At 72.3% G+C, this 22,537-nt stretch carries 16 protein-coding genes; 9 read left to right on the plus strand and 7 right to left on the minus strand.

The window, feature by feature from the left end; translation table 11 throughout:
* Positions 1-283: 283 nt before the first annotated feature.
* The gene (gene lexA / locus ACQPXG_RS21735) at positions 284-946 is read right to left on the minus strand and encodes a transcriptional repressor LexA (protein WP_433469528.1); all 663 of its coding nucleotides are present in this window, start codon (positions 944-946) and stop codon (positions 284-286) included.
* 543 nt (positions 947-1,489) lie between these two features.
* Here lexA and ACQPXG_RS21740 point away from each other — a divergent pair.
* Together ACQPXG_RS21740 and ACQPXG_RS21745 are read left to right on the plus strand one after the other, a co-directional pair.
* Positions 1,490-2,872, plus strand: coding sequence for an OFA family MFS transporter (locus ACQPXG_RS21740; RefSeq protein WP_433469529.1), 1,383 nt, complete (start codon positions 1,490-1,492; stop codon positions 2,870-2,872).
* Between the two features lie 24 nt (positions 2,873-2,896).
* Positions 2,897-3,058 (plus strand): MFS transporter small subunit, encoded by a 162-nt coding sequence (locus ACQPXG_RS21745; RefSeq protein WP_433469530.1) that lies wholly within the window; start codon positions 2,897-2,899, stop codon positions 3,056-3,058.
* Here ACQPXG_RS21745 and ACQPXG_RS21750 read toward each other — a convergent pair.
* From ACQPXG_RS21750 to ACQPXG_RS21765, 4 genes are all read right to left on the minus strand, one after another.
* Positions 3,052-4,251: a family 2 encapsulin nanocompartment cargo protein terpene cyclase gene (locus tag ACQPXG_RS21750; RefSeq protein ID WP_433469531.1), complete on the minus strand. Its 1,200-nt coding sequence runs from the start codon at positions 4,249-4,251 to the stop codon at positions 3,052-3,054. The two genes, ACQPXG_RS21745 and ACQPXG_RS21750, sit on opposite strands and share 7 nt — an antisense overlap.
* Before the next feature lie 51 nt (positions 4,252-4,302).
* Positions 4,303-5,139: a geranyl diphosphate 2-C-methyltransferase gene (locus ACQPXG_RS21755; RefSeq protein WP_433469532.1), complete on the minus strand. Its 837-nt coding sequence runs from the start codon at positions 5,137-5,139 to the stop codon at positions 4,303-4,305.
* Positions 5,140-5,329: 190 nt separating this feature from the next.
* Positions 5,330-5,974 carry a DUF6962 family protein gene (locus tag ACQPXG_RS21760; RefSeq protein ID WP_433469533.1) on the minus strand — a complete coding sequence of 215 codons (645 nt, stop codon included), beginning with the start codon at positions 5,972-5,974 and terminating at the stop codon, positions 5,330-5,332.
* Between the two features lie 125 nt (positions 5,975-6,099).
* Entirely contained in the window at positions 6,100-7,077 is a 978-nt protein-coding gene (locus ACQPXG_RS21765) for a S1C family serine protease (RefSeq protein ID WP_433469534.1), read from the minus strand.
* A gap of 227 nt (positions 7,078-7,304) precedes the next feature.
* On the opposite strand from ACQPXG_RS21765, the gene ACQPXG_RS21770 reads away from it, so the two are divergent.
* The 6 genes from ACQPXG_RS21770 to ACQPXG_RS21795 all read left to right on the plus strand — a co-directional run bounded on the left by ACQPXG_RS21770 (position 7,305) and on the right by ACQPXG_RS21795 (position 17,886).
* The gene (locus ACQPXG_RS21770) at positions 7,305-8,093 is read left to right on the plus strand and encodes a DeoR/GlpR family DNA-binding transcription regulator (protein ID WP_433469535.1); all 789 of its coding nucleotides are present in this window, start codon (positions 7,305-7,307) and stop codon (positions 8,091-8,093) included.
* A gap of 207 nt (positions 8,094-8,300) precedes the next feature.
* Positions 8,301-10,997 (plus strand): family 78 glycoside hydrolase catalytic domain, encoded by a 2,697-nt coding sequence (locus tag ACQPXG_RS21775; RefSeq protein WP_433469536.1) that lies wholly within the window; start codon positions 8,301-8,303, stop codon positions 10,995-10,997.
* A 79-nt stretch (positions 10,998-11,076) separates the two neighbouring features.
* Entirely contained in the window at positions 11,077-12,357 is a 1,281-nt protein-coding gene (locus ACQPXG_RS21780) for an ABC transporter substrate-binding protein (protein WP_433469537.1), read from the plus strand.
* A gap of 3 nt (positions 12,358-12,360) precedes the next feature.
* Entirely contained in the window at positions 12,361-13,335 is a 975-nt protein-coding gene (locus ACQPXG_RS21785) for a carbohydrate ABC transporter permease (protein ID WP_433469538.1), read from the plus strand.
* The gene (locus tag ACQPXG_RS21790) at positions 13,332-14,159 is read left to right on the plus strand and encodes a carbohydrate ABC transporter permease (protein WP_433469539.1); all 828 of its coding nucleotides are present in this window, start codon (positions 13,332-13,334) and stop codon (positions 14,157-14,159) included. Before ACQPXG_RS21785 ends, ACQPXG_RS21790 begins: the two co-directional genes overlap by 4 nt.
* A gap of 49 nt (positions 14,160-14,208) precedes the next feature.
* Positions 14,209-17,886 carry a glycosyl hydrolase gene (locus tag ACQPXG_RS21795; RefSeq protein ID WP_433469540.1) on the plus strand — a complete coding sequence of 1,226 codons (3,678 nt, stop codon included), beginning with the start codon at positions 14,209-14,211 and terminating at the stop codon, positions 17,884-17,886.
* Here ACQPXG_RS21795 and ACQPXG_RS21800 read toward each other — a convergent pair.
* Both ACQPXG_RS21800 and ACQPXG_RS21805 read right to left on the minus strand, forming a co-directional pair.
* Positions 17,883-18,167: a MoaD/ThiS family protein gene (locus ACQPXG_RS21800; protein WP_433469541.1), complete on the minus strand. Its 285-nt coding sequence runs from the start codon at positions 18,165-18,167 to the stop codon at positions 17,883-17,885. The genes ACQPXG_RS21795 and ACQPXG_RS21800 overlap by 4 nt on opposite strands.
* A gap of 8 nt (positions 18,168-18,175) precedes the next feature.
* The gene (locus ACQPXG_RS21805; protein WP_433469542.1) at positions 18,176-19,291 is read right to left on the minus strand and encodes a WD40/YVTN/BNR-like repeat-containing protein; all 1,116 of its coding nucleotides are present in this window, start codon (positions 19,289-19,291) and stop codon (positions 18,176-18,178) included.
* A 295-nt stretch (positions 19,292-19,586) separates the two neighbouring features.
* Between ACQPXG_RS21805 and ACQPXG_RS21810 the strand changes: the two genes are divergently transcribed.
* Positions 19,587-22,481, plus strand: a complete 2,895-nt coding sequence (locus tag ACQPXG_RS21810) for a M36 family metallopeptidase (RefSeq protein WP_433469543.1) — start codon at positions 19,587-19,589, stop codon at positions 22,479-22,481.
* The last annotated feature ends 56 nt before the right edge of the window (positions 22,482-22,537 follow it).

The following is a 22,537-nucleotide window of genomic DNA, read 5'->3' on the forward strand; positions in this document are numbered from 1 at the left end:
CAGTTGAGGGCTGAGTCTCTTTTGCCTCGGTAGGCGCCGTCAATGGACCGCCGGCGATGTTATCAATCCGTGACAAACGGCCCTCACCAGCGAGGACGTGGATGAGCGACGGGATGCCCCTGCCCGTCAGGGATTCGGGCGTTCTCCCGAGCGCGGCGCGCGCGTGGGACGACACCGCCGCGATGACGGAGGGCGCGGTGCGACGTCGTGCCCAGCGGGGTGACGGTAACGGTGACGGTGTGCGGCCAGTCCGGTGCGAGGAGTGGGCGTCAGGATGGGGGCTTCAGACGCTGCGCACCACTGAGACGATGATGCCGAGCACGACGGCCTCGTCGCCGTCGATGACGTCGTAGTCGGGGTTGCAGGGTTCGAGATGGATGTGACCGTTGCGGCGCCGGAACACCTTCACCGTGGCCTCGCCGTCGATCATCGCGGCGACGATCTGGCCCGAATGGGCCTCCGGCTGCCGGCGGACCACGACGATGTCGCCGTCGCAGATCGCCGCACCGATCATCGAGTCACCGCGCACGCGCAGACCGAAAACGGTGCCGCGCCCGGTGAGCTCGCGGGGCAGCATCAGCATGTCGTCAGCGTGCTCTTCCGCCGTGATGGGCGTGCCGGCGGCGATCTGGCCGACCAGGGGGACGGACACCCGGTCGTCGGCGGGCTCCCCGGGCGGGTGCTCCTGGAGGAATATGCGCACGTCGATCGGCCTGGACAGCGAGGGGCCGCGCTTCAGGAAGCCCTTCTCCTCCAGGCTCGCCAAGTGCCGCGACACCGACGACGATGACCGCAGCCCGACGGCGTCGCCGATCTCCCGCGTGCTCGGGGGATAGCCGTATCTGACCACCCAGTCCCGGATCGCGACCAGGATCCGCTGCTGGCGCGGGGGCAGAGCCGAGGCGTCCAGGTCCCCGAACGCATCAAGATCGCTGTAGGTGGCCACCCCCGGGATTGTAGGGGCGCGCGGCAGGAGATCGCGGGATCTCGGGGCACAGCGCGGGCGGCGAAGCGGGCCGGCCTCCCGGTGAAGGGAGGCCGGCCCTGTTGGAGGGCCGTTACTCACTTGCCGGGTTCGGTCTCCGGCTGCTGAGTACCGGGGGGACATGTAGTCCCGTTCTGCCCTTCGTCGCGCGGCTCGTCTTCGTCGTTGCCCCAGAAGGCGACAACGAATGCGAAAGCGACCGCGCCGATGAGTGCCCTTCGACTGAGGGCCATGGTGACCTGACCTCCTTTCCTTTGTAGGTGCTCCGTGAAGCGGAGGCACGGCCCAGCCCTTTTGCCGGACCCGCAAAGGACCGTCCGATGGAGGAAATGAGCCGCCAACCCTCGGGCGGGACCCGCGGACCCTGGCCCGGCCGTGTCCCCTGCGGGACGCTCAACATCTCGGTGGCGTGGAGGGGTGTTCATGTAGCACGTTTGTGTTTATGGTCTTCACCATCGGGGGCGCACCACCTGTCCGGACACGCTCCCGAACCGGAGGCCCGCAGTGGCGCTCTCCTTCCTCGACCAGCGGCACACCGTCGCGAAACCGGGTTACAACCGCTGGCTGATCCCCCCGGCCGCGCTCGCCGTCCACCTCTGCATCGGGCAGGCGTACGCGACCAGCGTGTACAAGACCGCCCTCGTCAAGCATTTCGATGTCAGCCTCACCGCGATCGGCGTCATCTTCTCCATCGCGATCGTCATGCTCGGCGCCTCGGCGGCGGTCATGGGCACCTGGGTCGACCGGGTCGGCCCGCGCCGCGCGATGTTCACCGCGGCCTGCTTCTGGGCCTCGGGCTTCCTGGTCGGCGCGCTGGGCATCGCCACCGGGCAGCTCTGGCTGGTCTACCTCGGCTACGGGTTCATCGGCGGGATCGGGCTCGGCATCGGGTACATCTCGCCGGTGTCGACGCTGATCAAATGGTTCCCCGACCGGCCGGGCCTCGCGACGGGCATGGCCATCATGGGCTTCGGCGGCGGCGCGCTCGTCGCCTCGCCGTTGTCCCGCGAACTGCTGTCCCGCTACGACCCGGACGGCGACCCCGCGTCCGGCAGGGCCGTCGCGCTGCTCTTCGTCACGCTCGGCGTCGTCTACTTCCTGGTGATGATGCTCGGCGTGTTCAACGTCCGGGTGCCCGCCCCGGGGTGGCGCCCGCCCGGGTTCGACCCCGCGGCGGGGCGCGCCAGGGCGATGGTCACGGCGAACAGCGTCTCCGCCGCGTCGGCGATCAGGACGCCGCAGTTCTGGCTGCTGTGGACGGTGCTGTTCTGCAACGTCACCGCCGGCATCGGGATCCTCGAACAGGCCGGGCCGATGATCAGCGACTTCTTCCGCTCCGGCGGCTCGACCTCGGTGTCGGCGACCGAGGCGGCCGGCTTCGTCGGGCTGCTCTCCATGTTCAACATGGCCGGCCGGTTCGTCTGGTCCTCGACCTCGGACTACATCGGCCGCAAACCCACGTATGTGGGCTACCTCGGCGTCGGGATGGGCGCCTACATCCTGCTGGCCGTGTTCGGCGATGCCTCGACCGCGTTCTTCGTCGCCCTCGCCGCGCTGATCATCTCCTTCTACGGCGGCGGCTTCTCCACCGTCCCGGCCTACCTGCGCGACCTGTTCGGCGCCTACCAGGTCGGCGCCATCCACGGCCGGCTGCTGACCGCCTGGTCAGCGGCGGGCATCGCCGGGCCGCTGATCGTGAACCGGTTCCTCGACGCCCGCGGCGAACCGGGCGCGCTGGTGGCCGCCGACTACCGTCCCGCCCTCTTCACCATGGTCGGGGTCCTCGCGATCGGCTTCGCCGCCAACCTGTTCATCCGCCCCGTGGCGGAACGCCACCACGTGCCCGGCGCCGAGCCCCGCGTCTCGGACCCCAGCCCCGCCACCTGAGAACGAGCGAAGGAAGAGTGCACCATGGCGTCACCGGAGGGCTCCGCTTCCGACGAGGGCCGGCTCGACGCGTCCCCTGGCGGGGACGTGCCGCGGCTCGTCATCTCGTGGTCCATCGTCGGCATCCCGCTGATCTACGGCGTGGTCGAGACGGTCAGGGCGATCCTTCCCCTGTTCGGTCACTGACCGGCCGCCTCCGCGGCGTAGCGGGGGTTGGTGGCGTGCCATTCGAAGCCACCGCCCATCCAGGCCCGCAGCCCCCGCAGGAACCGCTGGAGTTCGGGAGAGGGGACGGCCGCGAGCTCCCGGTGGCCGGCCTCGAAGTCGCGGACGAGGTCGTTGTGGAGGGCCACGGTGATCTCGGTCGCCTCCTCGACCGAGGCGTCCCGGTCGGCGGCGATCAGCAGGACGAGGTTGCAGACCGGGTTCTCGTCGGCGGCGTCCTTGGCGACCGAGTGGAGGTCGTTGACGATCACGCTGGCGGTGCCCGCCCGGAAGGCGGCGCGGCGGACCCGCGGGTCGTAGAAGAGGTGGGGCGGGAGTTCGTAGCCGCCGACGACGTCGATGAGCGTCATCGAGGTGTAGAAGCTGTCGTGCTGGCGCGCCGCCAGGTACTCCCAGGCGGGCGGATGCTCACCCGTCTCGCGCCAGGCGGCGTAGGCCGTCCAGCTGACGAACATGGCGAAGGTCGAGTAGCAGACGCGCTGGACCTGCGCGTCGGTGGCGTGGCGCTTCAGGTGGCCGACGGCCGATCCGAGCATCCGCAGGACCAGGTCGTCGCGAAGGGCCTCGGTCAGCGGGGGAGTGAACTCGCCCGCGGGCGGGACCGGGTCCATGGCCGACATCGCGAGTGCGAGCCGCGCCGGGAGCCGCGCCGGCACGGCTCCCAGGGCGGTGTCGTCGGCGTAGTAGTCGTCGGCCGCCCACCATCCGGCGTTCAGCTGCGCGGCCACCAGCAGGGCGTCGGGGTCGTCGGTGTCGGGATGGGCGAGGGTGACCAGCCGCCCGAAGGCGGCACCGGTCAGCGCGTCGAGTTCGTGGTCGGCGAACCCGCAGTCGCGCGCCCAGGAGATCAGCCGGGCGTCCACCTCCTCGGCGAGGGCGTCGTCGATCCGTTCGGGGACCGGGCAGTAGAGCGGTGAGTGCGACCCGTCCCCCCACACTCGTTCGGCGTAGCCGGGACCGCCGAGGGCAGGGCCCGGAGGCGGCCCGGCGAGCAGGTCGCCGTAGGACGGCTCACGGCTGGGACGCGCCGCGGCGATCAGCGACGGCAGGAGCGCCGCGGCGGCCCCGGGACCGGCCGGTCCCGGCGGGACCGTGCCCGCGGGCGGTGCGGACGGGCCGCGTGCGCCGCTGCATCGGTGGTGCGTCGCTTCCATGCTCTGCTCACCTGCCTCTGCCCGAAGGCGACGGGTCTGGCGTTGACGGTTTCAGATGCGGTCGGCGGCGATGAGCAGGTACTGGAAGCTGCCGTCGCGGTACGCCTCCAGGAAGGTGTCCTCGATGCCGGTGGCGACCGACGACTGCCTGCGCAGTTCCCAGTAGGGGATCGTGGACGAGGTCAGGTCGACGACGGTGACGGGCACGAGCCGGTTGGCCGCCATCGCTCGGAAGTAGGCGCTGCGCGCGTGGATGTCGCACACGTAGTGGGCGTTGATCGTGGAGACCGCCTTGGACGGCAGGCCGTACACGTCGTTGTAGCAGCCGGTGATGGTGACGTACCTGCCGCCGCGGGCGAGCAGCCGGGAGTGCGCCGCGAAGAGATCGTCGAGGACGGTGTACATCGTCGACTCGTTGTTCCAGATCGCCTGGAACGCGCCGGCCTCGAAGCCGGTGTCGAGCATGTTCTTGAAGTGGAACCGGACCTTGCCTGCCACGCCGTGCTCGGCGGCCTGGGCGTTGGCGAAGTCCACCTGCGCCTGGGAGATGGAGACGCCGTCCACCTGGCAGCCGAACGCGGCGTTGGCCATGATGCTGGAGCCGCCCCGGCCCGAGCCGGCGTCCAGCAGGCGGTGCTCCGGCCGGATGTCGCCGAGATGACCGAGCAGGAACTGGGCCTGGGCGTTCTCCAGCCGGTGCAGCTCGGCGATGATCGCCTCTTCACGGGCGTCCTCCGGCGCCTCCAGCACGGACCGGTCGACCTCGCCGATGCCGTAGTGATGGTGGTAGATCCCCGACACGTCGCCCAGGCGCAGGTTGACCGGGTTGCGTTCGGTGTTCCAGTAGGTGGCCACGTCGTTCTGGTAGACGCTGGCGATGGCGGTCATGGGCGTTCTCCTCTCGGCGGCGTGTTCCAGCGGGCGGGCAGCCCCGGCCCGGCGCGGACCGGTTCAGGATCGATGCGCTCAGTCACGCGATGAAAGCTAACGGTGACGGTCCGTGTCAGGAAGGGGACCGCTCAGTACAGAAGCCAGGCATCCCGTCCCGCAAATGTCCCACCCGGGACAGTTGGCCGGATCACCCGGCGACGGCGTGCGGTTCGCGGTCCGGGCGGCGCGAGGCGCTCACGGCCGCGTAGAGCAGGACCATGCCCACGATCTGGGCGAGGTGGTAGACCGAGGTCGGGTCCAGCGCGACGGGCCGGACGAGGCTCGGGTCGATCGCCTTCGTGGCCGCCGCCGCGCCGCTGGTGACCAGTGCGACGATCACCGGGCCGGCCATCGGATGGCGGCGGTGGGCCGCCCAGCCCCACAGGGCCAGGATGCTGACCATGGTCAGGCTCTCGCAGGCCAGCAACGCGGAGACACCGGCATGCCCGGTGACCGCGAGGACGACGTAGGCGGTGAGCCCGATCGAGCGGAGCAGCCAGAACGTCGTGCGGTGGCGCGGGCCGAGCACCTCGGCGACGGTGGCCGCCAGCAGGTAGGACACCGCGACGACGACCATGGCGCTGATGACGGCCCAGCTCGGCCCCGCCCATCGCTCCGAGTACGCCACCACGCCGTGGTGGACGAACCCCGCCAGCGCCGCGATGCCCGCCCACCAGAAGGACGTGCGCCAGTGCCGATGCACCGTCGGCGAGCGTCCCAGCCTGACGGCGAGCGCCACCACGATCACGCCTAGCGCGAGATCGCTCAGGGACTGAGCGGGTTCGGCAAGCACACTTTGCACGTTACCCGGCATATCCGACGTGCCAAGCGGAGGTGGTCATGGCCGGGACCGGAAACCCAGCGGCCAGGCGGTACCGGGTCGCGCTCGGGCTGTGGCGACGCCGCCTCCGTGCGGCCTCAGCGGGCGAGTCGCTGGGCACCCTCCCTCGCCCGGTCCGCGGGGATCGCGAAGCCGATGCCGATCGAGCCGCCGCCCCCGCCGCGCATCAGCGTCGCGATCGCCGTGTTCACGCCGATGACCTCGCCGCGCGCGTTGACCAGCGGGCCGCCGGAGTTGCCGGGGTTGATCGACGCGTCGGTCTGCAGCGCGGTGCCCGCTCCGCCCTGTCCGATGCGGACCTCGCGGTTCAGCGCGCTGACGATGCCGCCGGTGACGGTCCCTTGCAGGCCCAGCGGGGAGCCCAGCGCGAGCACCGGGTCGCCGACCCGCACGTCCGAGAGGCGGCCGAACGCCAGCGGCGCCGGGCTCTGCCCGGACGGGATCGCCAGCACCGCGAGGTCGTTGGTGCGGTCGGCGCCCACGACCTGCGCCGCGACGTTGCGCCGGTTCGCCAGCACCACGGCGACCCGGCCGCCGTCCTCGACCACGTGCGCGTTGGTCAGCACATGCCCCTGCCGGTCGATCACGAACCCGGAACCGGTGGCGCCCCCGTTCCCCGACCGCACCTCGATCGACACCACGCTCGCCTGAACCCGCGCGGCCACGTCGCTCAGGGTGCCGGCCCCGCCGGTCGCCGGCCCGCCGCCGGACCGCGACAGCGCCGTGGACACCCCTTCCCCCGCGGTCAGGCGCGCCGCGACCGCGCCGGCCAGGCCCCCGGTCAGCAAGGCCGCGAGCACGGCCGCGATCACCGCCCGGCCGGGGCCGCTCCTGCGGGCGTGGCGGGGCTCGTGGTCATCGGGCGGCGCCCACGGGCCGGACGGTGCCGGTCGCCTGAACGGATCGTCCTGGGGCCACGTACGTGGGGGCGACGGGGACGGGAAGCCCGGGCCGCGCGGCTCGTCCAGACCGTACCGGGGTTCGTCGCCGAGCTCGTACCGGATGGTGTCGTGTCCCACGCCGTACCGGGGATCGGTGTTCATTGGATAGCTCACGGGGGCTCCTCACCGTTCAGGCCTCACTGGTGAGTACTCCGATCACCCCGCGTTTCGTTCAGTGACGGCGCGAGAACCGTGGCGGCGGCTCCCGCCGGCTCCGGACGGAGCGCCGTCAACTTAGCTGACGCGCGTGTTAACAAAGCATCGGGACGTGTTACCTTTTGTGGCGCCCGGTCCCTGCCGACATCCCGTCGGAGCGGCGCCGGCCACCGGGAGGTTCCGGCATGACCAAGCAGGGCGGGGACTCGCGCGGCCCGGAGCGGCGCCGGCAGGACATCGCCGACACCGTCCTGTCCGCGGGCTCGGTCACCGCGGCCGCGCTCGCCGAGCGGTTCGGCGTCAGCCTCATGACGATCCACCGCGACCTCGACGAACTCGAACGCCAGGGCGTCGTCCGCAAGCACCGGGGCGGGGTCACCGCCCAGCCGTCCGGGGTGTTCGAGAGCAACGTCGCCTACCGCATGAAGTCGATGCGGCCCGCGAAGGACGCCATCGCCGCGAAGGCGGTCGAGCTGGTCGAGCCGGGAATGGCGATCATGCTGGACGACTCCACCACGGCGCTGGCGCTGGCCCGCCGGCTGGCGGGCGTGGTCCCGCTGACGGTCGTCACGAACTTCCTGCAGGCCATCAACCTGCTGGCGGGCGAGCGCGACATCCGGCTGCTGGCGCTCGGCGGCGACTACGACCCGCTGCACGACTCGTTCCTCGGGGTGTCGTGCGTCGACGCGATCGAGGCGCTCAACGTGGACCTGTGCTTCGTGTCGACGTCCGCGGTCGACGGCGGGTTCGCCTACCACCAGGAGCAGCGCATCGTGTCGGTGAAGCGCGCCATGCTCGGCGCGGCGGCCCGCAGCGTGCTGCTCATCGACCATTCCAAGCTCAGCCGGGTGGCGCTGCACCGGGTGGCGCCGCTGTCGGACTTCGACCGGGTGATCGTCGATGACGGAGCCGGAGCCGAGGCGCTGCGCGGGCTCGACGAGCACAAGGTCGCCTACGAACTGGCGGCGATCTGACGGAAGGGCCGGCGGACGGCCGGCGGCACGGTCCGCGACCGGGCGCTGACCAGCCGGTCCTCGTGGTCGTCTCCGGGTTCGGCGCCGCTGGGACGCGGGCCCGGTCCCGAGTCTTGACACCCAGATCAGCCGCCTTCTACGCTCAAGCTCACATTTTCGGCGTTATCTTCACAAGCCAACTTGTTGGCTTGCGATCGGAGCGGGCTGGTGACCGAATCCCAGGGCCGGGGGCCGCTGCCGTACGGGCTCCGCTGCGACCACCGGGTGGAGCCGCTCGGCCTCGACGAGCCGGCGCCGCTGCTGTCGTGGCGGCTGTCCTCCGGCCGGCGCGGCGACGCGCCCGCCGGGTACCGGGTCCGGGTGCGCGACGAGGACGGCACCCAGATCTGGGACACCGGCGTGGTGGACGATCCGTCCGCCGTCTCCGTCCGCTACGGGGGCCCGGCGTTGCGGGCCCGCACCCGCTACCTCTGGACGGTCGCGGTGACCGGCGCCGACGGGGCGTGGACGCACGAGGGCTCCTGGTTCGAGACCGGGATGCTGAGCCCGTCCGCGTGGACCGGCGCCTGGATCACGCATGACCCGTCCGTGCTCGACGTCGTGGACGCACCCGAAGAGGGCGAACTCGCCCTCGCCGACCACGGCCTGCAGCCGGCCGTCCGGCTCCGGAGGGCGTTCGAGGTTCCCGCAGCGCCCGCCGGCGCCCGGCTCTACGTCACCGCCCGCGGCCTGTACGAGATGCACGTCAACGGGGAACGCGTCGGGGACGCCGAACTCGCCCCCGGCTGGACCGACTACCGCGACCGCATCGACTACCAGGTGCACGATGTGACCGGCCTGCTCCGGCCGGGCACGAACATGCTGGCCGCCACGGTCGCGGACGGCTGGTGGAGCGGGTTCGCCGGCTTCGACCCGCGCCGCCCGGGCGCCCACTACGGAACGTTCCCGCAGCTGCTGGCCGAACTGCACGTCGTCCACGCCGGCGGCGCCGTCGACGTCATCGCGACCGGCGGCGACTGGCAGAGCGCGCGGTCGCCCGTCCGGTACGCCGACCTGCTGAAGGGGGAGTGCCACGACCTGCGCCGTGAGACCCCGGGCTGGGACCTTCCGGCCGGCGACCGCGACGATGCGGGATGGCTGCCCGCCTGGGTGGCCGGCACCGACCGGAGCTGGCTCACCGCCTCCGCCGCACCACCGGTCCGCGCCGTCCGGGAACTGCCGGCGCGTTCGGTCACCCGGGTCGGCGAGAACCGCTTCCTGGTCGACTTCGGGCAGAACTTCGCCGGACGGGTACGGCTCACGGCGCGCGGCCTCACCCGAGGTGACCGGGTGGTCGTTCGGCATGGCGAAGCCCTGGACGACGCGGGCGGGCTCTACACCGCCAACCTGCGCACCGCGGACGCCACCGACGTACTGATCGCCGGCGACGACGCGGAGACCGTCTTCGAACCCCGCTTCACCTACCACGGGTTCCGGCATGCGGAAGTGACGGGCCTGGCCGCACTCGACGCCGGCGACGTCACCGGCGTGGTCCTGCACAGCGACACCCCCTGGACAGGGGAGTTCACCTGCTCCGATCCGGGGATCGAACGCCTCCACCAGGCGATCTGCTGGGGACAGCGCTCCAACTTCGTCAGCGTCCCGACCGACTGCCCGCAACGCGACGAGCGGCTCGGCTGGCTGGCGGACGCGCAGGTCTTCCTGCCGACCGCGTGCCTCAACGCCGACGTCGCCGCGTTCTTCGACGGCTGGCTGCGCGAGGTGCGGGGCGCCCAGTCGCCGGACGGCGTGTTCACCAATGTGGCCCCGAGGCTCGCCGGAGTCGCCGACGAGGGCGCCCCCGGCTGGGGCGACGCGGGCGTCCTCATTCCCTGGCACCTCTACCGGGTGTACGGGGACGAGCGCTTCCTGGAGCGCAACCTCGACGCCATGTGCGCCTGGGTCGACCACATCCACCGCCACAATCCCGGCCTGGTGTGGACCCGCCGCGTCGGCCCGCACTTCGCCGACTGGCTCGCGCCCGCCCCGACGCCCCGCGACGTCCTCGCCACCGCCTACTTCGCGCGCAGCGCCGACCTGACGGCGCGCGCCGCCGGGGTCCTCGGCCGGGACGAGACCGCCGCACGGTACGGGGCGCTGGCCGGACACGTCCGCAAGACCTTCACCGAGCGGTTCGCGACCCCGGACGGACACATCCACGGCGACACCCAGACCGGCTACCTGCTGGCGCTGGCGTTCGGGCTCCTGCCCGCCGAACTGGTGCCGGGCGCGGTGCGGCGCCTCGCCGAGCTGGTCGAGGAGGCGGGACCCGGCCTCACCACCGGATTCCTCGGAGTCGGGCTGGTCGCGCCCGTCCTCGACGCGCACGGGCACGCCGATCTCGCGCACGCGCTGCTGCGCCGGACCGACCCGCCGTCCTGGCTGTACCCGCTGCGGCACGGCGCGACCACGGTCTGGGAGCGCTGGGACGGCTACACCGCCGAGCGGGGATTCCAGGCCGCCGCGATGAACTCGTTCAACCACTACGCGCTCGGCTCGGTCGGCGAGTGGCTCTACCGGGGCGTCGCCGGCCTCGACCAGGCGCCCGGCTCGGCCGGGTACCGCGAGCTGCTGATCCGGCCGAGACCCGGCGACCTCACGTCGGCGAGCGCGCGGTACGAGTCGGTGCGCGGCACCGTCGCCACCGCCTGGTCCCGCCGCGACGGGGTCTTCGACCTCCGGGTGACCGTGCCGCCGGGCGCGACCGCCACCGTCCACGTCCCCACCGACGATCCGGCCGGTGTGCGGGAGAGCGGGGTCCCGGTGGCGGACGCGCCCGGAGTGCGGATCGCCGGCGCGGGGCCGCGGGAGCTCCGCTGCCGGATCGCCTCGGGGGAGTACCGCTTCACGGCGGGCCTGCATTGACCACCGTCCCCGCGTGGGACGGGCCATGGCCGGGACCGCCACCCCACGGCGGGCCGCGCCATGAACGCGAGGAGGACAGATGACATCGTCGTTCGAGAGGGCGGCCCTCAGCCGCCGCGGGTTCCTGCGGTTGTCCGGCGGGGTCGCCGCGGCGGCCGCGCTGCCGGCGGCCCTCGCCGCCTGCGGAGGGTCGTCCGGCGGATCGGGGACCCTGCGCCTGGTCGGGGTGGCCGACCAGCAGAAGCCGCTCGACCTGCTCACCAAGGCCTACACCAAGGCGAAGTTCAGCACGTCGTTCGCACCGACCGACCAGGTGCAGACCTCGGTGCGCACGCAGCTCGGCGCGGGCAACGCGCCGGACGTGCACGTGGTCTACCCGGGCAACGGCAGCGCGATGAGCATGGCGCAGATCGCCCAGGCCGGGCTGCTCGCCGACCTGAGCGACCAGGCGTGGACGAAGAAGATCCCGGCGGGCCTGAAGCCGGCGTTCCAGAAGGACGGCAAGACCTTCATCTACTCCGCCGGGTCCAGCGTGATCGGCGCGATCTACAACACGAAGGTCTTCGACGAGGCCGGGGTGGCGCCGCCGAAGACCTGGAGCGAGTTCCTGGAGGTCTGCGACAAGATCAAGAAGAAGGGCAAGATCCCGATCGCGCTCGGCGCGCAGACCCCGTGGATCACCCAGCTGATCACCTACGCGCTGGTCCCGTCCACCGTGTACGCCAAGGTCCCGGACTTCGACAGCCGGATGCAGGCGGGGACGGCGTCCTTCGCCCAGTCCGGCTGGGTCCAGGCCCTCGACATGTATTTGGACCTGCAGAAGCGCGGGTACTTCAACGACAACCCCAACGGCACCACGTTCGAGCAGGCGACGTCCATGGTCGCCACCGGCAAGGCCGCCATGGCGATCCAGGTCTCGGCGGTCCTGCCCGACTTCCGGAAGGCCGCCCCGAACGCCGCCGACCTGTCGATGTTCCCGGTTCCCGGGGCGGACGACCCGGCGCAGGTGTGGATCCCCGCCGGCGTCGTCGTCGGGCTGGGCGTCAGCGCCCGCAGCAAGAACCGCGACGCGGCCAAGGACTTCATCGCGTTCCTCGGCGAGCAGGAGAACATCAACCGCTGGTCCGAGGCGGTCGCGTGCGTCCCCCTGGTGCGCGACTCCTCGTCCAAGATCGACCCGGTGCTCAAGCCGTTCCTGCCCTACATGGACGGCAACAAGGCCGTCCCGTTCATGGACCAGGCATGGCCCAACGCCGAGGTGCAGCCCGCCCACTTCGCGATGGTGCAGGAACTCCTCGCGGGCAAGACCACGGTCGCCAAGGGGCTGGCCAAGCTGGACGAGACCTACCGGAAGAAGTAATCGGTGTCCCCGACTGCACGCCCGGCACCGGCCGCTTCGGCGGCCGGTGCCGCCGGCCCCTCCAAAGGCGCGGCCCGCCCCGCGGCGCCGCCCCGCCGACGGCGGCGGAAAGGTTTCCTGACGCCGCCGTGGTGGTTCGCGGCGCCCGCCCTGCTCGTTTACGCGCTGATCGTCCTCTATCCGAGCCTCAGCGGAGTCGTCTACGCCTTCACGGACTGGAACGGCATCGGCGACCGGTCGTTCAACGGCGTGGACAACTTCCAGCGCCTGCTGGACGACGACGCCGCGCGCGGGTCGCTGGTCAACACGCTGCTGCTGACGGTCGCGATCGTCGTCGTCCAGAACGGCATCGGCCTGCTGCTCGCGCTGGGAGTCCACACGCGCATCAGGTCGCGCGCGGTGCTGCGCGTCGTGTTCTTCGCGCCCGCCGTGGTCAGCCCCGTGATGGTGGCGTTCCTGTGGAAGTACGTCTACAACCCGGCGCCGGACGCGGGACTCAACGCGATCCTCGGCTCCGTCGGCCTCGGCTCGCTGCGCCAGGACTGGCTCGGTAACCCCTCCCTGGCGCTGTGGTCGGTGGCCGGCATGGTGATCTGGCAGTTCTCCGGCTACTCGATGGTCATCTTCCTGGCCGGGCTGGAGGGCGTGCCCGCCGAACTGCACGAGGCCGCGATGATCGACGGCGCCGGCCGCTTCCAGCGGTTCCGCAGCGTGACCTGGCCGCTGCTGGCGCCCGCCGTCACGATCAACGTGATGCTGTCCACCATCGGCGGGCTCAAGCTGTTCGACCAGGTCTACGCGGCCACGAGCGGCGGCCCCGGGCACTCCAGCGAGACCCTGTCGACCGTCCTCTACAAGCAGGCGTTCGTCTTCGGGAACTACGGGTACAGCACGGCGATCGCGCTGGTGCTGGCGTTGTTCGTCGCGGCGGTCTCGCTGATCCAGATCCAGTACCTGCGCGGCCGGGAGGTGGCATGAGCCTGCGGTACGGACTGCGCACGTTCGCGCTCGAAGTGCTGATGATCGCCGTCGCGCTGGCGTTCCTGTTCCCGGTGTACGCGCTCGTCACGCTGTCGCTGAAGGACAAGCAGCAGATCGCCTCGGCGCCGCTGTCCCCGCCGTCGTCGCCGACGTTCGCCAACTACTCCGACGCCTGGTCGCGGGCGTCGCTGGGCTCGGCGCTGCTGAACAGCACGGTGATCACGGCGGTCAGCCTGGTGGCGCTCATCGCGATCGGCTCGTTCGCCGCGTACTTCCTGGCCCGCTGCGCCTCCCGGCTCGGGTACGCGCTGTACGTGCTGTTCCTGCTCGGCATCGTGCTGCCGTTCCAGCTCGGCATGATCCCGCTGTTCAAGCTGGTCGACTCGGCCGGCCTGCTCGGCACCTACCAGGGGATGATCGTCTTCTACACCGGCATCCAGCTGCCGTTCACGATCTTCCTGTACACGGGGTTCATCCGGGCGCTGCCGGGGGACTACGCCAACGCCGCCCTGATCGACGGCGCTGGCCACCTGCAGGCCTTCACCAGGGTGGTGTTCCCGCTGCTGCGGCCCATCACCGGTACCGTGCTGATCCTCAACGCCGTGTTCATCTGGAACGACTTCTTCACGCCGCTGCTGTACCTGGGCGGGTCGGCGCGGGAGACCGTCCCGGTGCGGATCTTCGCGTTCGTCGGGCAGTACGTGTCGGACTACGGGCTGGTCTTCGCCGGCCTGGTGCTCGCCGCCCTGCCGATCATCGTGATCTTCCTGGTCCTGCAGCGGTACGTGATCAAGGGGTTCGCGAGCGGGCTCAAAGGATGAGCGCAGCGAACCGGGGGGTGTGGGGGGTCGGCCCCCACCGGGGGCAGGGATGAGGGAAGCGATTTCGGGGCGGTTGCGGGGCGTGCTGGATGCGCCGCCCGCCGCGTTCTCGCCTGCGCCCATCTGGTGGTGGAGCGGGGAGCGGCTCGACCGGCGGCGGCTGCGCCGCCAGCTCGAACGGTTCGCCGAGGGCGGTGTGTACAACCTGGTCGTGCTGAACCTGGCGCCGTCGGGCCCGATGTTCGGCGCGGACGCCGACGAGCCGGAGTTCTTCTCCGCCGCCTGGTGGGAACTGCTCGACGCCGTCTGCGAGGACGCCGCCGAGCTGGGCGTGTCGCTGTGGTTCTACGACCAGCTCGGCTTCTCCGGCGCCGATCTGCAGGCCCGTCTGGTCCGCGAGGTCCCCGCCTTCGCGGGACGCTGGCTCCGGCCGGACGGGCGGGCGGACGTGCGCGGCTTCGACTACCTGTCGGCCGAGGCGTGCGCGGTGCTCCTCGACCGGGTGCACGGAGAGTTCGCGCGGCGGCTCGGGCACCGGCTCGGAAATGTGATCGCCGGGTCGTTCCAGGACGAGCTGCCCGCGCTCCCGACCTGGTCGGAGGGGTTCGCCGGAGAGTTCGAACGCCGCCGCGGCTACGACGTGACGCCGCACCTCGAAGCGCTGTGGGGGGACGGCGGGCGGGACGCCCTCCGGGTCCGCCGCGACTACCATCTCACCCGCGCCGAGCTGGCCGAGGAGGCGTTCTTCCGGCCGCTGGCCGGGTGGCACGAGCAGCACGGCCTGCTGCACGGCTGCGACCAGCAGGATCCGGCGCGGGCGGGGCTGCCGGTGGACGGCGTCAGGCTGTACGCCGACTATGCGCGCACGCACCGCTGGTTCGGCGCCCCCGGGTCCGACCACCACGGCGACGCGCGCATCCACTCCTCACTCGCGCACCTGTACGGCCGGGACCGCACCTGGATCGAGGCGTTCCATTCCAGCGGCTGGGGCGGCACGCTGGAGGAGACCTTCGACTGGCTGCTTCCCTGGCTGCGCTCCGGGGCGACCCTCTACAACCCGCACGCCGTCTACTACACGACCAAGGCGGGCTGGTGGGAGTGGGCGCCGCCGTCGACGGACTGGCGCCAGCCCTACTGGCGGCACTATCGCGTCTTCGCCGAGGCGGTCACCCGTCTCTGCGCCGCGCTTTCGCTGGGACGTCACGTCTGCGACGTGGCGGTGCTGTTCCCCACCGCGACCGCGCAGGCCGGGACGCGGCTGGACGGCGTCGATCCCGCCGCCGCCCAGGCCCAGGACGCCTATCGGGACCTGGTCGGCGACATGGCCTGGTTCCGGATGGTGCCCGGAGCGCTCGACCGGCTAGGGATCGACGCCGATGTGGTGGACGACGACTCCGTGCAACGGGCCACCTTCTCGAACGGACGGCTGGACGTCGCGGACGAGTCGTACGGGATCGTCCTGCTTCCGTCCTGCGCCGTGCTCGAAGGGGAGACGGCGCGGAGGCTCACCGCGCTCGCCGAGCACGGCGGCCGGGTCATCGCGGTCGGGGACCTGCCCCGCCACGGGGTCGGCGACCCGGATGCCGGCGAGGCGGTGGCGCGGCTCCGCGCCGTGATGGAGGTCGTGCCGGACGCCGACGCGCTCGCCACGGCCCTTGCCGGTGCCCGCCGGGTGGACGCGCCGGTCCCCGCGCTCGTCCGGGAGGTCGACGGGACCACGGTGGTGTTCCTGACGGCCGCGCCGTCCATGGCCAGCCGCGTGTCGGTGGAGCGGCCCGACGAGCGCGGCGCCGACCTCGGCTGGCTCGACGTGACCTACGACTTCGACCCGGAGCGTTATCAGCGGGACATGCGGGTGCGGGTGCGCGGTGTGAGCGGGCCCGCGTTCCTGGCGAGCCCGTTCGGGGGCGCGCCGCGCCCGCTGGAGGCGCGCGCGGTGGACGGCGCCTCCGTGGAGGTGGTCGTCCCCTTCGACGATGGTCCCGCCGCGCTGCTCCTCTTTCCGGGAGGTGCGGACGCCGCGGTGCCGAGCCCGGCACCGGCGGTACGGGAGACCGTCCTCGACCTTGGCTCTTCCTGGACGATGGGTCTGGTCCCCACCCTGGACAACACTTGGGGAGATTTCGCCCGTCCGGCCGGTCAGGACGTCCCGCTGGAGTGCTGGACCCTGTGGCACCGGACGGAAGAGGAGACGGACTGGGCAGAGGTGCACGCCACGTTCGGCCCGCACGGCGTCTGGTACCGGGAGTCCGAGGGGCGCCCGCTGCCCGCCGTGTACTCCGACTCCCGCGGTATCCGCAAGGACGCCCTGCACCGGGCCTTCCTCGGCCCCAAGGGGCACGTCCCCGAGGAGTTCCTCGACTTCGGCGAGGTCCAGGCCGGAGACGCGGTGGTGTTCCGCGCCCGCCTGACCGTGCCCGGCCAAGGCGGCTTCGTGGCCGTCGGCGCGGCCGCGGCCAAGACGCTGCGGGTGGACGGCGTGACCGTCCCGCTGGACGACCGGGGCCACCTGGCGATCACGGAGACCCCCGTCCCGGCCGGCGAGCACGACGTCGAGTTGCGGCTCGCTCCGGACGAGGACGTGCGGCTGCGCGCCCACCTCGCCGTCGTCACCGACCGCGAGCGGTACCGGCGGCCGGAGTGGATCACCGTGCCCGGCCCGGCACGGGCGGGCGCGCGGGTCGCACTCAGCGCTTCCCTCCCCGCGTCGGCGGGGGAGGCGACGCTGCAGGTGGCCTCGGCGGCGCCCTGCCGCATCCTCCTCGACGGCGAGGAGATCGGCCGCCAGGGCGGATTCGACCCGTACGCCGAACAGGAGGTGCCGCGCGTCGGCCGGTACCGGGTGACCGGTGGCGAGCTGACGCTGGTCCTCACCGAGACCGAGACGCCGCCCGCGGTGCTCGTGGACGGCCCGGTCGTCTCCGGCTCCGGCTGGACCGCGGCGCGTGACGGCGACCCGGTGCCGGTCGTCGCGAAACGCGCGCAGTACGGCGACCCGGCGTCCCTTCACCTGCGTCGGCGGCCTCATCCGCTGCCCGGCGCGATGTGGCTCGACGACGATCCCGGAACGGGCGTCGTCCTGCCCGCGCTGCTCGCGCCGCCGGAGGGAGCCCCGCGGGTGGAGAGACTGCGTTTCACGGTGCCGCCCGGCGCGATCCACATGGCGGTCGACGTCCGCGGAGAACTGCTGGAGGCGACGCTGGACGGCGAGCCGCTCGAACCGGCGCCGGAGATGCCGCTGCCGGGTCCGGCGGCTCCGTCCGCCCGGACGGCCGAGCTGCGGATCCGGACGCTGCCCGGCCACCACGCGGGCGCGGCGCTCGCCGGGCCGGTGCGATTCACCGCGGGCCCTGGCACGATCGAGCTGGGCGACTGGGAGGACGCCGGGCTCGCCGGGTACAGCGGCGCCGTCCGGTACCGGCGCGTGCTCCACCTCCCCAGGGCACCGGCCGCGGCCACGCTCGACCTCGGGCGGGTGCGGGGCACCGCCGAGGTCACGGTCAACGGCGCCTCCGCCGGCGTCCGGATCTGCACCCCGTACCGCTTCGACCTCGGCACGGCCCTGCGCGAAGGGGAGAACGAGATCGAGGTCCTGGTCTGCGGGACCCTCGCGCCCTACCTCGACGAGGTGAGCCCGACGCACTTCGTCTTCACCGGCCAGCGCGCATCCGGCCTGTACGGTCCCGTCCTGCTGCGTCTGCGCGAGCCGGCGGATCCGCGGGACTAGCCGCCCGCCATGGCTCCCACGACGACGAACGGTTCGGTTCCCGTGGCGACGAGCTCGGGGAGCGGGGCGTCCGGCGGATCATGGGACAGGTCCTCGGCGCAGGCGTAGAAGCGCACGAACGCGCGGCGCCGCTTGGTCGTGTGGTCGCGGATGGTCCCGCGCAGCACCGGATGGCGGGCTTCCAGCGCGTCCAGCACCGCATCGAGCGTGACCCGCTCCGGGACGTCCAGCAGCACCTCGCCGTCGACGCCGGCGAGCGCGCGCAGATGGGCAGGGAGCACGACGCGGATCATGGCAGGACCTGCACTTCCACCGAGAGGACGGCCGGAAGGTCGCGGACGATGGGCGTCCAGCCGTCCCCGGCGTCCGCCGACACGTACACCTGCCCTCCGGTCGTGCCGAAGTAGACGCCGCACGGGTCGAGCGAGTCGACGGCCATCGCGTCCCGCAGCACGTTGACGTAGCAGTCGCGCTGCGGGAGCCCGGAGGTCAGCGGCTCCCACTCGTGGCCGCCGGCGCGGCTGCGGTAGACCCGCAGCCGGCCCTCGGGCGGGTAGTGCTCCGAGTCGCTCTTGATCGGCACCACGTACACGGTGTCCGGCTCGTGCGCGTGGACGGCGACGGGGAAGCCGAAGTCGCTCGGCAGGTCACCGCTGATCTCGTGCCATGTCTCACCGGCGTCGTCGCTCCGCATGACGTCCCAGTGCTTCTGCATGAACAGGACCTCGGGGCGGGACGGGTGCATGGCGACGCGGTGGACGCAGTGGCCGACCTCGGCGCCCGGGTCCGGAATGCCCTCGGAGCGCAGACCGCGGTTCACCGCGCGCCAGCTCTTGCCCGCGTCGTCGCTGCGGAACACGCCCGCCGCGGAGATGGCCGCGAACATCCGGCCCGCGTTGACCGGGTCGAGGGTGATCGTGTGCAGGCACATCCCGCCGGCGCCCGGCTGCCAGTCCGGCCCCGAGCCGTGATTGCGCAGCCCGGGCAGTTCCTGCCAGGTCCGCCCGCCGTCGGACGAACGGAACAGGGCGGCGTCCTGCACCCCGGCGTAGACGGTGTCCGGATCGTCCGGCGACGGCTCGAAGTGCCAGACGCGGGTGAACTCCCACGGGCGGAGGGTCCCGTCGTACCACTGGTGCGTGCCCGGCTCCCCCTCGTAGCGGAACTCGTTGCCCATCGGCCGCCATGTGGCGCCGCCGTCGTCCGAGCGCTGGATCAGCTGGCCGAACCAGCCGCTCGACTGGGAGGCGTACAGCCGTGCCGGATCGGCGGGGGAGCCGGCGACATGGTAGATCTCCCAGCCGCCGAAGTGCGGCCCGCTGACCTCCCACCGGTCGCGGCTCCCGTCCGCCGTGAGGATGAACGCGCCCTTGCGCGTGCCGACCAGAACCCGTACGGCGCTCATGTCCGTGCTCCTTTCCGAACCTCCTCGGCACAACTCACCACTGTTACGACCGGTCCCGGCCGCGGAACTCATCGGCCGCGACGTCCGGGTCCGCCGGGACGTTCGCGCCCGTGTGCTCGCGCTCCACAGCGAGCGGCCGCTGTCAACGGCGAAGATCGCCGTCCGTCGGCGTGTGCTAGGCGTCGTGAATCGCCATGGTTGTGCCCGTTGGGTGCTGCTTGTCTCTTCATCCGCCGGGTGATCACCCCGGCGGATCCGCTGCGACGGGTCCGTCCGCCGCCTCCAGGAGGCAAAGGTGCCCAGGACACGCCGGACCACCGTGACCGCGCTGGCGGCCACCGGAACTCTTCTCACCTTCGGCCTTGCGGTCCCCGGCCGGGCCGAACCGCCGCCACCGCGCCCCCGGCCACCGGGCGAGCAGGCCGAACTGCCCGACAAGGACGCCCGCACCGGCGACCTCGCCCCGACCGGCCGCCAGCGGAGCGCCGCGCGCGGCGTGGCCGTGCGGTGGAACAGGCTCGGCACGCCCGCCTCCGTGACCGGCGCCCGGCCCCTGGCCACCGGGCTGTCCGGCGACCCAGAGAAGGCGGCGCGCGCGTACCTGACCGCCCATCGGGATCTGTTCGGCCTGAACGCCGCGGCCGTCGGCGCCCTGGAGAAGGTCGCGGTCAACCCCATCGGCGACGGCGCCGCCGTGCTGCTGCGCCAGCGTTTCGGTGAACTGCCCGCCGGCTATGACGGACTGGTGGCGATCGGCGTGGCCGGCGGCGAGGTCGTCTCGGTCACCTCGACGCTCGCCCGCGACGACGCAGCCCCGGCGCCCGCCACGCTGTCCCAGAAGGACGCGGTGACCGCGGCCGGCCGTGACGCGGGCATCGCCGTCTCGTCCGCCGGCACCCGCAAGGCGCGGCTGGTGGCGGTGCCCACCGCCGAGGGCGTCCGCAGCGCCTACCAGATCACGCTCATGGACGCCTCCGGGGCTGAGCCGAAGGCGGTCACGTCCTATGTCGACGCGCGCACCGGCAAGGTGCTCGTGCGGGAGAACCTCGTCGACCACGACAGCGACGACCCGCGCTGGGCGGTGTTCCCGGCCACTCCGTCCGGCGACTACTCGTCCCGGGACACCCGGCAGATCTGGTGCTTCCGCCCCGCCGCGGGCTGCCGGTCCGTCGTCGGGGGCGACCCCTCCAGCGGGCGGCCCTGGGACGTCGACCCGGCGACCGGCGCCTCGACCACGACCAGTCTGGGGAATGCGGCCCGCACGTACGAGAACCGCGCGAGCAGCGACCCCTTCACCGTCGGGACACGGACCAGCGCCCCCAAGCCGGACCGCGCCTACCGGTATCCCTGGGCCAACCAGTGGTACACCGGCAAGTGCGACCCCGCGACCATGGACAGCCCGCAGGAAGCCGACCTGGAGCCGGCGATCTCCAACCTGTTCGTCCAGCACAACCGCATGCACGACTGGTCCTACCGGCTCGGCTTCACGGAGTCGGCCTGGAACATGCAGGCGGACAACGGCGACCGGGGCGGCCTCGGCGGCGACCCCGAGCAGGGAAACGCCCAGGCCGGCGCCAGGTTCCCCCAGATCCGCGACAACGCGAACCAGATCACCCCGCCCGACGGCACCCCGACCATCAGCAACATGTACCTGTGGCAGCCGATCGCGGGCGCGTTCTATTCGCCGTGCGTCGACGGCGACTTCGACATGACCGTCATCGGGCACGAGTACACCCACGCCATCTCCGGCCGCATGATCGCCGGGCCGGACGCGGGGTGGAGCGGGCCGCAGGCCGGGGCCATGAACGAGAGCACGTCCGACCTGCTCGCCATGGAGTACCTCGGCGAGCACGGGTTCCGCGCGCCCGGCCGGACGCCGTACGTCATCGGCGCCTATGTCACCGGGGACGAGCGCGCCGGCATCCGCAACTACGACATGAGCCGGAGCCCGCTCAACTACAGCGACCTCGGCTACGACCTGGTCGGCGCGCAGGTGCACGCCGACGGTGAGATCTGGACCGCCACGCAGTTCGACCTGCGTCAGGCGTTCCTCCAGAGGTATGGCGTTGGCAATGCGGCGCTGCAGCGCAAATGCGCCGAAGGTGCGGTGCCGGTGGCCAAGTGCCCGGGCAACCGGCGGTGGGCGCAACTGTCGTTCGACGCGCTGCTGCTCATGGCCACCGGGGCCGTCAGCTACGTGGACCATCGCAACGCCCTGCTCGCCGCCGACACCATTCGCTTCGGCGGCAAGGACCACGCGCTGATGTGGAAGGTCTTCGCTGAACACGGCCTGGGATCGGCCGCAGCCAGCAAGGGTTCCGCCGACGCCGACCCCACGCCGGGCTTCGCCTCGCCGATGTCGCGCAACGCCAGCCTGACGCTCAAGCCCGGAGGCGACGCCAAGGGCGGCAAGGTCCGACTGTACGTGGGCGACTACGAGGCCCGCGCCGTCCCGGTGGCCGACACCGACCCGGCGACGCCCCTCGGAGCCACGTTCGCCATCACGCCCGGCCGCTACTCCTTCGTCGCGGTGGGCGAGGGCTTCGGCCACAAGCGCTTCACCGCCACGGTCGGCGCGTCACGGCGGACCCTGACGGTCGAGATGTCCCGGAACGAGGCCGCGAGCGTCAACGGCGCGACCGCCACCGGCGACGGGCAGTCCCAGACGGCGCTGCTGGACGAGACGGAGACGACGAACTGGCAGTCGGTGCAGGCGCCGGCCGCCGGCCGCCAGGTGACCGTCGACCTGGCCGGCGACCGCCCGGTCAGGGTCGGCCGGGTGCAGGTCAGCGCGATGCTGCGGCCGTCGGCGGCCGGCGATCCGGAGGGCGCGGGCGGCGCGCAGAACCGGTTCACGGCGCTGCGCGACTTCCGGCTGCTGGCCTGCGACGCCACCAGGGCCGACTGCTCGCAGGCGGGCTCGTACCGGACCGTCTACACCAGCCCGGCCGACGCCTTCCCCGCCGACCGGCCGCGTCCGACGGCGCCCGACATCACCCTGCGCTCGTTCGACCTGCGCGACGTCACCGCGACGCACCTGCGGCTGCAGGTGGTCTCCAGCCAGTGCACGGGCGCGCCGGCGTACGCGGGGGAGCAGGACGACGATCCGCGCTCCGGCACCGACTGCGGCACCGCCGCCCCGCTGGCCGGGGTCGTCCGGGCGGCCGAACTCCAGGCGTTCGCCCGGTAGCCGGGAGGCTCCGCGCAGGCCAGCCGGTGTTGTCACCGGGTAACACCCCGGATACC

Origin of the sequence: Spirillospora sp. CA-128828 (assembly GCF_050945415.1) — a bacterium.
Lineage (GTDB): Bacteria > Actinomycetota > Actinomycetes > Streptosporangiales > Streptosporangiaceae > Spirillospora.

Coding starts and splice junctions, on each gene's coding strand:
- ACQPXG_RS21745 (WP_433469530.1), top strand. CDS start 2,897: ATGGCGTCACCGGAGGGCTCCGCTTCCGACGAGGGCCGGCTCGACGCG.
- ACQPXG_RS21750 (WP_433469531.1), bottom strand. CDS start 4,251: ATGGAAGCGACGCACCACCGATGCAGCGGCGCACGCGGCCCGTCCGCA.
- ACQPXG_RS21755 (WP_433469532.1), bottom strand. CDS start 5,139: ATGACCGCCATCGCCAGCGTCTACCAGAACGACGTGGCCACCTACTGG.
- ACQPXG_RS21770 (WP_433469535.1), top strand. CDS start 7,305: ATGACCAAGCAGGGCGGGGACTCGCGCGGCCCGGAGCGGCGCCGGCAG.
- ACQPXG_RS21780 (WP_433469537.1), top strand. CDS start 11,077: ATGACATCGTCGTTCGAGAGGGCGGCCCTCAGCCGCCGCGGGTTCCTG.
- ACQPXG_RS21790 (WP_433469539.1), top strand. CDS start 13,332: ATGAGCCTGCGGTACGGACTGCGCACGTTCGCGCTCGAAGTGCTGATG.
- ACQPXG_RS21795 (WP_433469540.1), top strand. CDS start 14,209: ATGAGGGAAGCGATTTCGGGGCGGTTGCGGGGCGTGCTGGATGCGCCG.
- ACQPXG_RS21805 (WP_433469542.1), bottom strand. CDS start 19,291: ATGAGCGCCGTACGGGTTCTGGTCGGCACGCGCAAGGGCGCGTTCATC.